Origin of the sequence: Neobittarella massiliensis (ex Bilen et al. 2018), from assembly GCF_900289145.1 — a bacterium.
Classification (GTDB): Bacteria; Bacillota; Clostridia; order Oscillospirales; family Ruminococcaceae; genus Neobittarella; species Neobittarella massiliensis.
Map to the genome: position 1 here is coordinate 1 of NZ_OKQO01000005.1, position 14,799 is coordinate 14,799.

General features: G+C 65.1%; 14 protein-coding genes. 3 read left to right on the forward strand and 11 right to left on the reverse strand.

Annotation, left to right across the window (positions count from 1 at the left end; genetic code table 11):
* Nucleotides 1–991: 991 nt before the first annotated feature.
* The 11 genes from C6Y32_RS07545 to C6Y32_RS07595 all read right to left on the reverse strand — a co-directional run bounded on the left by C6Y32_RS07545 (nt 992) and on the right by C6Y32_RS07595 (nt 11,400).
* Nucleotides 992–2,722: a hypothetical protein gene (locus tag C6Y32_RS07545; RefSeq protein WP_105204699.1), complete on the reverse strand. Its 1,731-nt coding sequence runs from the start codon at nt 2,720–2,722 to the stop codon at nt 992–994.
* Between the two features lie 11 nt (nt 2,723–2,733).
* Nucleotides 2,734–3,546 (reverse strand): hypothetical protein, encoded by an 813-nt coding sequence (locus C6Y32_RS07550; protein WP_105204700.1) that lies wholly within the window; start codon nt 3,544–3,546, stop codon nt 2,734–2,736.
* Nucleotides 3,533–3,964: a hypothetical protein gene (locus tag C6Y32_RS07555; RefSeq protein ID WP_105204701.1), complete on the reverse strand. Its 432-nt coding sequence runs from the start codon at nt 3,962–3,964 to the stop codon at nt 3,533–3,535. Before C6Y32_RS07555 ends, C6Y32_RS07550 begins: the two co-directional genes overlap by 14 nt.
* Nucleotides 3,961–5,172 (reverse strand): hypothetical protein, encoded by a 1,212-nt coding sequence (locus C6Y32_RS07560; RefSeq protein ID WP_105204702.1) that lies wholly within the window; start codon nt 5,170–5,172, stop codon nt 3,961–3,963. The genes C6Y32_RS07555 and C6Y32_RS07560 overlap by 4 nt, the downstream gene beginning before the upstream one ends.
* Nucleotides 5,173–5,183: 11 nt before the next feature.
* Nucleotides 5,184–5,729 carry a hypothetical protein gene (locus C6Y32_RS07565; protein ID WP_129589414.1) on the reverse strand — a complete coding sequence of 182 codons (546 nt, stop codon included), beginning with the start codon at nt 5,727–5,729 and terminating at the stop codon, nt 5,184–5,186.
* Nucleotides 5,730–5,848: 119 nt separating this feature from the next.
* Nucleotides 5,849–6,064, reverse strand: a complete 216-nt coding sequence (locus tag C6Y32_RS07570) for a hypothetical protein (protein WP_105204704.1) — start codon at nt 6,062–6,064, stop codon at nt 5,849–5,851.
* Nucleotides 6,064–7,251 carry a N4-gp56 family major capsid protein gene (locus C6Y32_RS07575; protein ID WP_105204705.1) on the reverse strand — a complete coding sequence of 396 codons (1,188 nt, stop codon included), beginning with the start codon at nt 7,249–7,251 and terminating at the stop codon, nt 6,064–6,066. Before C6Y32_RS07575 ends, C6Y32_RS07570 begins: the two co-directional genes overlap by 1 nt.
* Before the next feature lie 52 nt (nt 7,252–7,303).
* Nucleotides 7,304–7,831, reverse strand: a complete 528-nt coding sequence (locus C6Y32_RS07580) for a hypothetical protein (RefSeq protein WP_105204706.1) — start codon at nt 7,829–7,831, stop codon at nt 7,304–7,306.
* 1 nt (nt 7,832) lies between these two features.
* Nucleotides 7,833–9,473 (reverse strand): hypothetical protein, encoded by a 1,641-nt coding sequence (locus C6Y32_RS07585; RefSeq protein ID WP_105204707.1) that lies wholly within the window; start codon nt 9,471–9,473, stop codon nt 7,833–7,835.
* 21 nt (nt 9,474–9,494) lie between these two features.
* Entirely contained in the window at nt 9,495–10,952 is a 1,458-nt protein-coding gene (locus tag C6Y32_RS07590) for a phage terminase large subunit (RefSeq protein WP_105204708.1), read from the reverse strand.
* Nucleotides 10,939–11,400, reverse strand: a complete 462-nt coding sequence (locus tag C6Y32_RS07595) for a hypothetical protein (RefSeq protein ID WP_105204709.1) — start codon at nt 11,398–11,400, stop codon at nt 10,939–10,941. The genes C6Y32_RS07590 and C6Y32_RS07595 overlap by 14 nt, the downstream gene beginning before the upstream one ends.
* Nucleotides 11,401–13,163: 1,763 nt before the next feature.
* On the opposite strand from C6Y32_RS07595, the gene C6Y32_RS07600 reads away from it, so the two are divergent.
* The 3 genes from C6Y32_RS07600 to C6Y32_RS07610 are packed head-to-tail and all read left to right on the forward strand — an operon-like array spanning nt 13,164 to nt 14,690.
* Nucleotides 13,164–13,511: a helix-turn-helix domain-containing protein gene (locus C6Y32_RS07600; protein ID WP_105204710.1), complete on the forward strand. Its 348-nt coding sequence runs from the start codon at nt 13,164–13,166 to the stop codon at nt 13,509–13,511.
* Nucleotides 13,501–14,052 carry an ImmA/IrrE family metallo-endopeptidase gene (locus C6Y32_RS07605; protein WP_105204711.1) on the forward strand — a complete coding sequence of 184 codons (552 nt, stop codon included), beginning with the start codon at nt 13,501–13,503 and terminating at the stop codon, nt 14,050–14,052. Before C6Y32_RS07600 ends, C6Y32_RS07605 begins: the two co-directional genes overlap by 11 nt.
* A 35-nt stretch (nt 14,053–14,087) precedes the next feature.
* Nucleotides 14,088–14,690 (forward strand): SLOG family protein, encoded by a 603-nt coding sequence (locus tag C6Y32_RS07610; RefSeq protein WP_105204712.1) that lies wholly within the window; start codon nt 14,088–14,090, stop codon nt 14,688–14,690.
* Nucleotides 14,691–14,799: the final 109 nt, after the last annotated feature.

A 14,799-nucleotide genomic window follows, 5' to 3' on the forward strand; every position in this document is an offset into this window, starting at 1 on the left:
CGAACCCATGCACGTTGTTCCTAATTCATGTCTATAACACTTTAAGCCCTCCGAACACGATGTACTGTTTTCTATTCTCCTATGTCTCGTTACTTTTCACGTTTTTTCCTTTTTTTTTTTTTTTTTTTTATTTTTTTTTTTTTTTTTTTTTTTTTTTTTTTTTTTTTTTTTTTTTTTTTTTTTTTTCAAGCAGAAGACGGCATACGAGATGTGCGGACGTGACTGGAGTTCAGACGTGTGCTCTTCCGATCTCATCTAGATGTGTATAGGGGCCGGGTCTCGCTCTCCGGCCGCACCGCCGACTCGCTCACCCTCGTCGGCCCCCAGGGGCGTAGGCAGCCTTTTGTCCGCCGGCGCGATGGCCGCTACACCGCCGCGGTCAGCCAAAACGGCGGCTATCTCGTCGAGGCCACCGCCGGTCAAAAAGTAATCACCCGCCCCCTCACCGTGCAGGGGCTCGACACTGCTGCCCCCCAGCTCACAGCGGTCTGCCGCGATGGGGGCGACACCCTGCTCACCGTCGCCGATCAAGATACCGGCATCGATTGGTCCACTCTATCGGTGAGCAGCTCTGTCGGCCAGCTCTACCGCCCCGTATCTGTCGACGATGGTACCGGCACCGCCCGCTTTGCGCTGCCGCCGGGCCGATACACTTTACAAGTCGGCGATAAGGCGGGCAACGCCGCCTCCGGCCCGCTGCCGGTGCTGGGCTAGTCCCGTGCGCTCTGCTGCCGTCCTTATCGCCGCGCGCCCCGCGCTGCCTGTCGGCCGGCTCCGCGGCGTATCGCCCCGGCATCGCCCATAGCCCACACCCACATCGCCCTATTTGCCCCGCGCGCGGCGCCCCCATCCCACCGTCTTTTTCCCTTCTTCGCCGCTGTCCGCCCCGGTCAAAGGGCCGATCAAAAAAGAGCCGTGCGCCCCCGCGCACCGCTCTTTTTCTATGCCGCAAGCTGTGGTACACGCCCGGCCCCACTGTAAAATACCGCCCTCACACCGCAATATAATCTACCGAGAATATCACTCGGCAGCCGTCGGCCGGCAGGTCCTGCGCCGTCAGCAGTCGGCGATGCCCATCGGCAGCGGTGCCGTACAGCCCAAACTGCAGCGCCCCCTCGCCGGCACTGCACAGCGCCAGGTCGCCAAAGCCCGGCGGCAGCCCCTCGCCGTGACACACCGGCCCGGCCACCAGCCCCGCCGGCGGGTAGGGCAACCCGCCAAACAGGCAGTCCCCGGCGCCCCGGGGCACAAAGTCCAGCACCCCGTCCAGGTGCACCAGCCGTCCCAGCTTGTAGCAAAAAGCCAGGTTGGCCGCCCCCATCTCCAGCCAGTCGCCCACCGCCGCCAGTCCGGTATAGCGGCTGTACTGGGCCGCCGGGTAGTCGACGTCCGGCACCGCCGCCACCGGCACGCCGCCGTGAAATACCGCCAGCCCCTCCAAGTCCGGCCGCAGCGTGTCGGCCTGTCGGGCCGCCGCCACCGCCGGCGGCTGGGGGTGCGCCCCCCAGGTGTAGGGGTAGCGCGCCAGCAGCGCCAGCCACCCCGCCTCGTCCACCGCCGCCAAGCTGTCGGGCACCGCCAGCAGCAGCATGCAGTCCACATATAACTGGGCCCCGCTGCGCACCGTCAGCGGCCCGTTGCAGTCCCCCGCCGGGGCAAACAGCAGCAGGTGCCGGGCCATGGGCTGCCCGTTTACCAGCGGCTGGGCCAGCGCAAACTGCTCGTCCCCCACCGCCAGCACCACCGTGTCCCGCCCCCGCGCCACCAGGCAAAACAGGTATTTCTGCCCGGCCATCAGCTGCACGCTATAGCTGCTCACCAGCGGCGCCACCCGGCTCACCTGCATGCCCTGCCGCCCGTGCAGCGCGTCGGCAAATACCCGGTGCGCCCCGCCGGTATAGCTGCCGCTGCCCTCAAAACTGGGGTCTTTGAGCAAGTTGGGCCCCAGCGTGCCGGTGCCCAAAAACAGGTCCTCTACCGCGCCGCTGTCCGTGCCGCCACCGGCGTTTTCCGCCCGGTCGGCCTCGCTGTGGGCCCGGTCGGCCTGTTCGGCGGCGGTCTGTGCCGCGCGCGCGGCCAGGTCGCTGGCCCCCTGGCTCACCGTGGCCGCGTCCTGCGCCGCCGCCAGCTGCACGTTCACCCGCTCCGCGATCTGCTGGGCGGCTCCCTTAGCGTCCACAGCCAGCTGGGCGCTGTTTTGCACCGCCACCACCTGTTCTTTGGCCGCATCCGCGCTCTGGGCGGCGGCCGTGGCGCTGGTCGCCGCCGCCTCGCTGTAGCCCCGCGTCTCGCCGTGCAAAATGTTCACCTGGTTAAACAGCGTGTCAAATAGGCTCTGCCCCGCCCGGTACACCTCGCTCAGGTCGGGGGCCGGGTACACCTGCAGCATGTACTGGCGGCTGCACAGCACCCGGCTGGCGTCGCGGGCCTCCAGACTTATGGCCACCGGCCCGCACAGCCCGGTGCTGCTGCCGTCAAAATCCAGTCGGGCGCACACCCGGCCCGGCGCGTCCTCCCGGGAAAGCGCCAGCTTGTGGCTGCCGGTCGGCGTCTCGGCGTTCAGGTAAAAGCTAAAGCCGGTCATATCCAGCCCGCGGTAGGTGGCCGGCAGGCAAAAAAGCAGGCTGTCCACCCCTTTTTCCCCCGCCACCAACACCGGTTCGCCGCCGTCCTGCGCCGCCGTCAGCTGCTTGTTTTCCCCCAGTGTTAACACGTACTGCATGTCCCTTCCCCCTACTTCATAAAGTGCAGCACGTCGCTTGAGGTGTAGTACGCCGGTATGCCCAAATAGGCCGCCAGCGCGTATACCTTCTGCATGTCGCCGTCCACCGCGCCGTACAGGTACCGCGCCTGTTGGCGGTAGGCCTGTCCCTCGGCGTACACCCGGTTATAGCTGCCGTCTTTTTTCTTGGTCTCGCTCACACCGCGGCTGTGTCCCATGGTGTAGTACTGCCGCGACTGGGCGGCGATCGCGCGAAAATCCTTGTTCTTCTCGTCAAAAGCCGCCGTCTGCCCCGCCGCCTTGCCGCTGCCGCCCCCGCTGCCACTGCTGCCGCTGCCCGTGCTCCCACTGCGGCGGGCGCTGCTGCCGCTGCCGGCCGTGCGGCTCTGCTGCTGCGCCTTTAACAGCGCCTTCTGCTGTCTCTCCAGCTCCCGCTGGCGCTCTTTGCGGGCCCGCTCCTCAGCCTGCTGTCGCTGGCGCTCCTCGCGCTCCACCTTGGTCTGCAGGCTCTCCCGCTGGCGCTCTAACGCCTTTGTCTCTTTCTGGTAGCTGCTGTAGGCCGCGTCGGTGTACTGCTGGCGGCGGTCCTCGTCGCGCTGGGTCATCTGCCGCTGCAAGTACTGCCGCGCCGCCTCCCCATAGCTCGACTGCTGTCCCCCCACCAGCGCCGCGGCCGCCGCCCGGTAGTCGTCCTGCCGCCCGGCGGTCTGCTGGGCGTCGCGTCCCTTTTCTCTCTGGTAGCCGGCGTCCTCGTCTACCCGGTAGGTGAATTTCTTCTCCCGCAGCTGCCGCAGCACCGCCTGCAGGTCGTCACGATAGCTCAAAGTTCGGTTCCACCCCCTTGACGATGCCCCCCTGCACCCGCACCAGCAGGTTTCCGCACTGAAAGCTGCCGGTGTAGCTCTGCCGGGGCGCCAGCTGCAGCCCGCCGTCAAACCACAGCGCCAGCTGCCCCTCCTCGTCATAGGCCCGCAGCGAGCCGGCGTGCACCGCCAGCCCGGCCCCGTTCAAGGTCACCTTGTCGCTGCTCAGCAGCTGCTGCAGCGCCGCGATTTGTCCGGCCAGCTCGCCGGTGTCCCCGCCGCCGATACTGGCGGCAAAGGCGGCGCTCAAGTTGCCGCTGTCCAGGTTCTGCAGCAGCCAGTCCAGCTCCTTTTGCAGCCGTATCACGTAGTCAGTCAGCGTCTGTACCTTCTCCTCTGTCGTCTGGCCCTGCAAGTCGGGCACCCCCGCCATCATCATCTGTCATCACCCCCGTGTAAACTGTAGCGCAGCCCGCACAGCGCGCTGTCGGGTCCCAGCCGCAGCTGCAAAGGCCGCGGCTGCCGGCCGCCCAGCTGCACATAACAGCGCATCCGGTCCAGCTCCCGGCTCTGTTTTTTGCCCAGCAGCCGCCCGTTTTGGTAGGCGGCGATGCTGCCCCTGTACAGTAGCTCATACTGCTGCAGGTTGCCGCCGCCCAGCCCGCCCCGCAGCTGCACGCAAAAGCCCTGCCGCGCCCCGCGCTCCAGCGCGTAGCAGGCGCCGTCGGCGGCAGTGGCGTACACCGTCCCGCCAAAGGTAGTCAGGGCGGTGTAGTCCCCCGCCCCCAGCTGCACCAGCGCCCCGTCAAAGCGGTACACCCCGCCGTCGGCCAAAAAATAGGCTCCCCGCTGGGTACAGCACAGCTGCATATCGGCAAAGGTGATCCCCAGCGCCGCCAGCTCGTCGCGCACCGCGCCGCCGCGGTAGCTGTACAGGCTCTGGCGGGCAAAAAACCACAGCGTCTTGTCAAAGCAGCCGGCCTGTCCCGGCCCCGTCACCCCCAGGGTGGCGCACTGGGTCAAAGTAAAGTTCGAGGGCCGGTTGCCGTACAGCTCGTAGATGGCCTCGTCTGTAAACACCGTCACGTGGTTTAAAAAGGCGGTGATGGCCGTAAAGCTGCCCCCGGCCACCGCCACCCGGTAGCTGCCGCTCTCTTTGGGCGAGCCGTCGGGGTTCTGGTAGCTCTCCCAGTCCCCCTCGTCCCCCAGCGCCGAGGCCCGCAACAGCCCCCCCACGATGCCGAATACCCGGTTGCCAAACACCACCGCCTGCCGCATGTCCGCCGGGGCGGTAAAGCCGGCAAAGGTGTTTTTTACCCGGTCATAGGCCATCCGGTCGGGGAAGATCAGCCACTTGTCGCCAAAGCGCACCACACACTTCTCCCCCGCGCTCAAAGTCCCCTTTTTCACGCCGCCCACGTAAAAGCCGTCCCCCTCAATGGTCCAGCCGTCGCCGTACTGGCGCAGGCCGGGGCGGCGCAGCACCTCTACCGGCGCTCTGGCTCCCACCAGGTGTCCCTGGGGGTCTATCTCGCAGCCCACGCCGCGGTCGTAATAGCCCAGCCGGGGCTCCAGTCCGCTCAGGCCGTAAAAGCGCCCGGTCTGCACCTGCTGTCCGCCGGGCCGGTAAAGCCGCACATAGCGCATACCGGCGCCCCCTAAAGCGGGCGCAGCTCGCTGTGAAAGCGCTCTGCCGCCGCGCCGCCCACCGCCTGCCGCCGGTAGCTCTGTCGGGCCGATTCCAGCAGCGCGGCAAAGTTGTTGTACCCGCCGATGTTTCCCTGCAGCAGCTCCAGCTTGGCCAGCAGGTAGTACAAATAGCAGCCGCTGTGCCCCTCACCGGCGGTCAATACGGTATCCGGCCCCACCTTGGGCGCCGGGGTGCGAAAGGTCACCGCCACCTGCTCCGGCCGCCCCGCCGGGGGCAAAAACACCCCGGCGGCGCACTTGCCCGCCACCCCCGGCAGCGGCAGGCCCAGGCCCATCTTGTAGCCCTGTACCGCCAGTACCATGTAGGGGTATACCCGCTCCGGCAGCGCGATCTTGCCGTCCTCTCCCACCGGCAGCACCGCAGTGGTGCGCTGCAGCGGGTCGTCGGCCACCATCTCGGCCTCGGCCTCCTCTAAAAACTGGTACAGCGTGCTCTCCGGCAAAGGGGTGTCATAGCCCTCCCGCACCCGCGCGATCATATCTTTTCCGGTCATCTCTTCCTCCTTACCGGCCCGCCCGCAGCGGGCCGCCGCATCGGGGTCCACCCCCTCTCTGCCCGGCGGCGCGCTCATCAGCGCCCGCCGCCGGCCCGTATATGTGCGCTCGCCGCCGCTCAGCCGCGGTACTGCTCGCACAGCCGCTGGGCGTAGCGGCGCTGGTTCTCGGCGTGCTGCAGCGCCAGCGCCACATAGCGGGGCAGCTTTACCTGCACGCCGCGGCGTATCACCCAGCTGCGCCCGTTTACGATCACCGCGCAGTCGTCCCGGTAGCGCCCCTCGTCGCGAAACAGCGTCACCGTCACCGGCTGTAACAGGGGGTCTCTGCGCATCACAGCATCCCCCCTTCGCCCACCGCGCTCGAGCAGCTCTCCAGTCGCACCATAAACGGCTCCGACAAGATCGCCGCCGTGCGGGTGGCCTTCCAGCCCACCGTGGCCCGCTGGTCCAGCGGGTCCGAGCTGCCGGCGCTGCCCAGCTGCTTAATGATGGTCTGCAGCCCGCCGCCCTCGATCTCGGTCACCCCGTAGGCGTTTTGGCCAAACACCAGCGTGGCGTACACGTCGGCCCCGGCCGCCCCGGCGCCCCCGTCATAGATCACCGCGTCCGCAGCCGCCGCACAGCTCTCGTCCAAAGTCAGCACCTTGCCGGCCTGGGCGGTCACCGTGTATACCTGCCCGTCGATGAGCAGCATCCGCCCCTCCAGGTCCTGCCCTTCCACCGTCTCTTTCACCGTCAAAGCGGTGCCGCTGGCGCCAGCCACGTGCAGCGTGCCAAACGCGCCGAACGGCTGCGCCCTAAACACCTTGGCCTCTGAGGTCTCGATGAACCGCACCCCAAACAGCCGCCCGATCTCGCCGTCGTACAGGTCCTTGGGGTCGTAGCTCTTCACCGCCTCCCACAGCGGGTCTGCCGTCAGGTCGTGGGCCACGTTGGGGTGGATGATGGCCACATAGCTGCCGCCGATAGGGGTGGCCAGATTGTTTTTCAGGCAGGTGGCCGCCCGCTTGATGTCCTCCACCCGCAAAAAATCGCCCTCCTGCCCGCCGCCACCTGTCAGTGTATGCCGGGCCAGCTTTTTATTTGCAAACATCACGTTGGTCCCGGCGCTGATGATCTCCCTGGTCACCGTGTCCAGGGTGCGCCCGGCCTGGTCGCCCAGTATCTCCTGGGCCTCCAGCAGGTTGTGGTCGATGGCCGTCATCTCCAGCATGTCCGATACGCTCACATAGTCGCCGTACTGGCTCACCGTGGCGCTGAGGGTGCTCCAGTCCAGTTTTTTGCCCGCCGGGGTCACCCCCTCCTGCAGCGGCTCGGTGGCCGGCGCAAAAGGGCTCAGCTTGCGAAATTCCACCGTCTTTCCCCGGTTGGGGGGGATGGGCTTTTTCTGCGCGAACTGGTCGTGTACCAGCCGCGGCTTGGCATTGCGGATCAGCTCCTTGTCGTAATAGGTCTTCATCTGGGCCGACAGTATCTCCTGTCCCTGTCCGCTCTGGCTGGTGGTGTTTACTTCCATCATGTCCTCCCTCTGCCGGTGTCTGCACCGGCTCCATCTCTGCTTTTACCGCCGCTCACAAAACGACCCGTTCGCCCCGGCGCACCGCCTCGCGAATGCGCAGCAGCTGCTCGTCGGTAAAATTCTGCACGTCCTCGCCAATAAGCCCGCCGCCCCGCTGCATGGCGCTCTCCACCGGCCGTCCCGCCGCCTGTATCGCCTGCATACAGCGGTCGGTGTACCGGCACAGATAGGCCGACAGCGGGCTGTACCCCGCCGCCAACAGCTGCACATAGCCGCGGTCGGTGGCCAGCTCTCCGGCCTGCACCTCCCCCAAAAGCTGGGGGTACTCGGCGGCCAGCGCCGCCAGCGGCTGGCGCAGGTTCTCCTGCACCTGCTCCACCAAATGGGGGTTGGGCATGTCAAACAGCTCCTCGATCTCCTCCACCCCAAAGTGCTCCTTCAGCCGCTGTTCTTTTGCCCTCCAGTCATCCGGCGGCCCCGGCTCCGCCGCCGTCTCCGGCTGCTCCTCGACCGGCGGCTGTACCTCTGTGTCCGCCTCTGCCGCCGGCAGCTCTTTTGCCACCTGTTCGCTCTCCTGCATCTCATATGCCCCCTCTCGCCGCCACTTCCGGCGGCACTGTCCCGGTGTGCCCGCTCTCTCTCGCCGGCACACCGTCCCTCTCCTCTGTCGGGCCCGCCACAGCGCCCGCCGGCCCTGTCTCAGGCCCCATCGCCGCGCCCGGCCCGCCGCCCGCGGTCTGCAGCATCTTCAGTATCTCCTCTTTGCCCTCCAGCACCATGGCCTGCACGCAGCGCGCCGCCGCCTCGGCGCCGTCCGCAGCAAAGGCACCCTGCTTGTACAGGTCCAGCACCAATTGGTTGTGGGCGGCGGTGGTAAAGGGGTTTTTCTTCTGGGCGATCACCCGAATATCCAGGTGCGGGGTAATGTCCTCCCGGCCCAGCTTCAAAAACTCCCCATCGGCATAAAAGGTGCGCTCCTGGCGGTAAAACTGCTTGATCAGCCACACCAGCTGGCAGGTCACCTGCTTAAAGGCGCGGTAGCTGCCGGCAATAATGTCCCGGCTCAGCTTGTTGCCCGCCTCCTGCAGCGCCACAATGGCCCCGTAGGCCGTCACGCCGCCGGTCACCCCGCCGGTCATAAAGTCCTTGTTGCCCAATATGTCCTTGAGCTCGGCGATCTTCTGGTCCCGGTGGGTCTGCACGAATCCCGGCAGCGGCGCCGCCTGCAGCGGGCGCACCGCGCTGTCGTCCACCGACAGGTCGCACTGCACAAAATTCTGCCGCAGGTCGGCCAGCTGCCCCATGTCCACCCCGGCCCCGTTTTTTACCAGGAACCGCTGCCGCCCGGCGATCAGCGCATTCTCCTCGATCAGGTAGTCCAGCCGGTCAATGTACCCCTGACACGAGGCCCCCACCTCGCACAGCCCCATCCCCAAAGGCGAGCCCTCCTTGGGCAGCAGCACATCCAGCACAAAGGGGTACTGTCCATGGTCGTAAATGCCCCGCCCGGCATAGGCCGGGTCGGCCTCGCTGTCATAGAGCAGGTGCTCGTTCCAAAACTTGCACAGGTGCACCACCTGCCGGCCGCTCACCTGCTTTTTGTAATAGCAGTCGCACAGGCACACCTTGCCCGCCAGCTCGTCGGCCCCAAAGTCGCGAAAGCTGTCGCGCACCGTCAGGCTGTCGGCGGTAAAAGGCACCTGCGGCCACCTGCGCCGCATATCCTCCACCGGCTGCAGCGACAGGCAAAACACATAGGGCGAGCGCTGTATATCGCCGCAGCCGGGCGCAAAGTAGAGCCGCATCAGGTCCACCAGCTGCACCTGTATCTCGCCGGCCGCCGGGTCCCAAAACACCCCGTAACAGCCCGCTCCCACCTTCAGCTTCTTCCACCACAGGTCGCTGTACACCTGCTCAAAATCCAGCTTGTCCAGCAGCACCGGCACCACCCGCCCCAGCAGCTCGGCCCCCCGCTCGTCTTGGGGCTGGCGGGGCAAAAACACCGGGCTGGGGCAGGCGTCCATGGCGTCGGCGTGCTTGTTCCACACCGCATTGAGCAAAAACGGCGTGTGCGGCTCGCGCCCCGAGAGCGGCGCCTGTTTCATGTACTTCCAGTGCGCCCCCTTAAAGTAGTCCTCCCACTCTATCGCCTCGCCGTGGGCCCGGCGCAGCCCCTCCCGGTAGCGCGCCAGCGCCGCGCGCATCTTCTCCAGTTTTTCCATTCGCTCGCTCCTTATCTTCTGTCACGGCCCGCTGGCAAACAGCGCCCGGTCATAGGGGTTTTGGGGTCTCGGCCGCGCCTGCGCCAGTTCCAGCGGGTCGTCCTTTGGCGGGCGCAGCGCCCGCGGCGGCGGGGGCGGGTTTACCATCGGGCAGGCCATACACACGTAGCGGCTCTCGTCGTAAATGTGGTCCTCGCCGCGGGTGTCCACGTCCTCGGGGGCCTGCCGGTCGTACACCAGCGCCGGCAGCGTGCGTATAAATTCGGTACAGCTCGAAAACACATACAGTCCCGGCCGCCCGTTTTGGTCAAAGCGCAGCCGGGTGTGCAGCTGCATCTTGCCCGGCAGCCGCCGGTTGTCCCCCGGCGCAAAGTACAGCCCCTCCCTGGCAAAAATAGCGGCAATGCACCCGTCCTCGCCCCGGCTCTCGTCAAAAATGCTGGGGTCGGCAATACCCAGTATCTTTCTCCCCGGCAGCTCCCGGCGCTCAAAGTCCGCCACCCGCCGGGCCACCGTGCGGGGGTCCTGGCGCAGCCCTCGGTCGGCCTGTCCCGGCTCACAGCCGTAGATCTCGGCAAAGCGGTACAAAACGTCGTCGGGCGATTTAGCCCAGTACCCCACCGCGTAGGGCCGGGTGTAGCCCCAGTCAAAGCCGCGGTAAATGGTAAAGTCCTCCGGTATCGAAAAGGGCCGTATCACGTGGGTCAGCTCCCGGCTCTCATACCCGCTGGCGTCGTCGCAAAACTCGCCGAACACCTGCCCGTCAAACACGTTCCAGTCCCCCAGCAAAAGCGCCCGCCGCAGCGCCTCGGGCTTTTGCTCCAGCTCGGCGATGTAGCCCGGGTGCAGGTGGGGGTTATCTCTGGCGGTGGCCGGTATGTACTGGCGGGTCTGCACGGTGTTTTCCCCCAACAGCTGTGAATAGGTGGAAAACGCCCGCACCACATACGGCTCCAGCGCGTCGATAAAATAGGCCTTCACCCACCCGTGTCCCAGCCCGCCCGGGTTGGCCGTGCAGCGTATGAACGGCCGCACCCCCAGCGCCTTTTTGGCCCGCACCCGGGTCTTTAAGTAGTCATAGGTCTCTTTTTCAAACTGGGTCAGCTCGTCGATAAATAGGCGGTTGAACTCACTGCCCTGATACTGGTAGGCGTCCTGCGGCCCGCGGCAGCTGCGAAAATGCAGCACCGAGCCCCCCGGTAAAAACAGGTCGTGGGTCTGCTGCCGGTACTGGTAGAGCCCCCGCGGCAGCACCGTCAGCGCCTCGCGGATCAGCGTGTCCCGCAGCTGGGGGTAGCTGCGGCGAAACAGGTAGCTGTGTACCCCCGGGTGTTCCAGCGCGCCCCCCCCCGCCTCCATCACCACCGCCCGGCTCTTGCCGCCGCCCGCCGCCCCGCCGTACAGCAGCTCATACGCCCCGCTGGCGTGAAAGAGCTGCTGCTTGGCCGTGGGCTGGTAATCCAGTTCAAACTGCGCCACTTTCCCCCTCCGGCCGGGCCAGGTGGTGGACGATCTGCACCGATGTCTCCTGCTTCTCTGCGCACTGTCGGCCCAGTATCTTTAGCAGGTACGCCGCTGCCGTGGCGCTGGGCGGGCAGTATTTTTCCTCCACCGCCTCCACCACCCGCTCGCTCTCGCTCTGCTTGCGCCCGTCCTCGCCAAATACCGTCTCCTTCACCTTTATGGGCCGCACGACCGGCTGTACATATCCCGCCGCCTGTCGCAGCAGGTGCTCCATGGCCTGCCCCGCCGCGATCTGCGGCTCCATGTCCATGGCCCCGCCCAGCTCCGGCTCCTCCTTTATGCGCCGGGCCAGTACCCGCGGCGGCAGCCCCGTCAAAGCGCCGATCTCCCCGCAGCTCATCCCCAGCATCCGCAGCCCGGCAATGGGCAGCTCCCGCCAGCTCCGCTCTCTCTTTAAAGCCATCTCTCTCCCTCTTTTCCGGCGCGTCAGCAGCGCCTTGTCCCCATCTCTCTGTTCGGTAGCTCCTCACTGCTGCACAGCCGCACCGCCCGCCCACCAGTCAAAAGCCACCTGCTGTCCTCTCCGCCCAGCCCCCGCGCCAGTCTCCCCGCACACACACCAGACCACGCCACACCCACCGTGCGCCGCAACTCTCAAAAGGCCCCAGCATCCCAACACCACAAACACCCATCTGTCCCCATCTCCAACTACATCCCCCAACCAGCCCTCACGACAGTCCCCCGCTTCCCACACACCAGGCCGCATCTACCGTTCACCGCAATTCCCCAAAAAACTACCCAGCATCCCAGCACCACACACATCCATCTGTTCCCATCTCCAACTACATTCCCCACCTAGTCCTCACGTCAGTCCCCCGTTCCCCCACATACCAAGCCACACCACGCTCATCGTCCGCCGCAACTCCCAAAAATACCGCCAACTCCCCAGCACCACAAACACCCATCTGTCCCCGTCTCCAACTACATCCCCCAACCAGCCCTCACGTCAGTCCCCCGCTCCCCACAAGCCAAGCCGCACCACATCCACCGTCCGCCACAATTCCCAAAAATACCGCCCAACTCCCCAGTTCCACAAACACTCATCTGCCCTCATCTCCAACTACATTCCCCATCCAACCTCAGCACCAGTCCCCCGTTCCCCCACATACCAAGCCGCACCACGCCCACCGTCCACCGCAATTCCCCAAAAGCTACCCAGCATCCCAGCACCACAAACACTCATTTGTCCCCGTCTCCAACTACATTCCCCACCTAGCCCTCACGTCAGTCCCCCATTCCCCCACATGCCAAGCCGCACCACACCGAGTCGTACTACACCAGGCCAAACCCTACCAAGCCACGCCGCACCAGCTAAGCTACTTCATACCCGCTCCCCTATCAGAATGTCTCACTTCCCGCCCCCAAAAGGTCCACCCGATCTCTCAAACGCCAAGCGTTACCATCTCCTCTGTTCCCCCCTGCTGTCCCCATTCCGGCACTGCCGGCTGTCGGCTGCCACCTCTACCCCGCTGTACACCACCTTGTCTGGCCGCCTGTCTAAAGCGTCTTGTCCGCCTTTACAAAACCACACATCCGTCAGCCGCCGGCGGCCGCCTGCCCCCCGCCACAGTAGGCACATCCGCCGTCCCTACCTCAACGCCGCAAACCACTTTCTCCCCTCGCTGCCCATTGCGCACTGTATACTGTATACAGCACACAGCACACAGCACACAGCACACAGTGCATGATAACTGCGCACTGCTCCGCCATCTCTCCCACACCACACACCACAAACGTTTCGTTTTCAAAACGATAGATGTAAAAAAAGAGTACATATCCTCCGTCCCGCTTCGGTGCGTCCTCCGGTCTCTTCTCCCCTCTGTCTGCTCTCCAGCATAAAGCCTGTCCTGAACTCGGTCTCAAAACCTGTATCTTTTAAACCAAAAGCAGACCTTTCGCCCGCCCGGCGACGATCCCCGGCCAACAAATGGCCGCCAGATCCGCTTACTCTGCCGGTCTGCTGCCTGTTTTTCCCCTCCGGACCCTGATCCGTCCACTCACTGTCTCAACAAAAACAAACGTTCACTTGTTGCAACCCAGTCTAACACTATCGTTTCATTTTGTCAACGTTTTTGCAAAATATTTTAAAAATTCGTTGCTTAAATAAAATTGTCGTGGTATACTGATATCACATATAGAAATCCGCGCAGAAAGGCAGGACCCGCTATGAATAGCAACACGCCGCAAAACATCGGGGAGAAGATCAAACAGCGCCGGCTCGAGCTGCACATGTCGCTGGAAGACGTGGCCCGCCAGATCGGTGTCGCCAAAAGCACCGTCTACCGCTACGAGACCGAGGCCACCCGCAGCGTCGGGCTGGATAAGGTCGACGCACTGGCCAAAGCGCTGCAGGTCTCTCCCGGCTACCTCATGGGGTGGGAGGAAAAGGAGTCCGACACCTACTACCAGCTCAAGACCACCCTGCAAGAGCTCGACCTCTCCGAGGACGACGTGGCTTTTCTCACCTCCATGGCGCAGAAGATCGCCCGCCGCAAACGCGAAGATGAGCGGTAGGTCGCTGCCTGCCCTGTACCGGCAGCTGCGCGAGCTGCAGCGCTGTCTCCCGCCCGGCGACCTGCTCATCACCGCCGGTGCCATCTGCCCGGTGCACTTTCACCGGTTCGACAGCAAAAAGCTCGGCGCTCTGCTCTTAGAGGGGCAGTGTATCATCGTCAACGCCTCCCAGCCGCCGGCCTCCCAGCGCTTTTCGCTGGCCCACGAGCTGGTGCACTTCTCTCTGCATGCCGGCCGCCCGGCCAGCGCCCGCACCGAAAACGACGAGTGGCAGGCCAATCAGGGCGCCGCCCAGCTGCTGGTCCCCTACCAGCAGCTGCTGCCGCTGGTGCGCCGGCAAAAAGCCGCCTACCGGCAAGATCCGGCCGCGCTGGCTCTGTCGCTGGCCCCCCGTTTCGGGGTCAGCCCCACCGTGCTGCAAAATCGGCTGCACACGCTGTCTGGCCCTATCGAGAACTACTTGGCCGGCGCGCCGCTGTCTCAGGTCTTTTCCGCCCCGGCCGCGCGCAGCCGCCGGGCCTCCCCCAACATCTATCTCTAAAGGCGCTCTCATCCCCAAAAAAGGAGGCGGTATCCGTGTCCGCCAAAACAGACTTTTTGGCCGGCTACCCCCAGTTTCAGGGCCCCGGCGCCGGCCAGCCCATCGACCCGCAAAAGTCGGTCAGCTTTTCCGGCTACCGGCCCGAAAAGTTCGGTTTCCCCTTCTCCCCCGGCCACGCCGCCTACCACCGCATCCTGCAGGATCTCGACCAGGCCATCCTCTTCGCGGTCATGCACGGCAAAGACACCTTTCTCTGCGGCATGGCCCAGGGTTTCGACACCGCCTGCGGCATGGCCGTGCTGCGCGCCAAAAAAAGCACCGGCCTGCCGCTGCGGCTGGTCTGCGTGCTGCCCTACGCCGGGCAGAGCAGCTGCTGGGCCGCCCAGGGCCAGGCAGATTTCGATCACCTCTGTCAAAACGCCTGGCAGCGGGTGGTGCTCTCCCCCCGCTACTACACCGGCTGCCTGCACGTGCGCAACCGCTACCTCATCAGCCACTCCAGCCTGCTCATCTGCTACTACTCGGGCAAAAAAGGTGGCACCGCCTACACCGTCGGCCTGGCCAAAAAGCACGGCCTGGCCGTCGAGAACCTGTTTCTCCCCGCCGACGAAGGCGCCGTCCAGCAAACACTGTACTAGCTGCAGCGCATTACCCGGCCGCCGCACCCACCCGTGCGGCGGTCTTTTTGCGCCCCGGTGATCCCGCCGGCGCCGCACCCCTCCCCCCGCAGGATATACAACCTGCCCC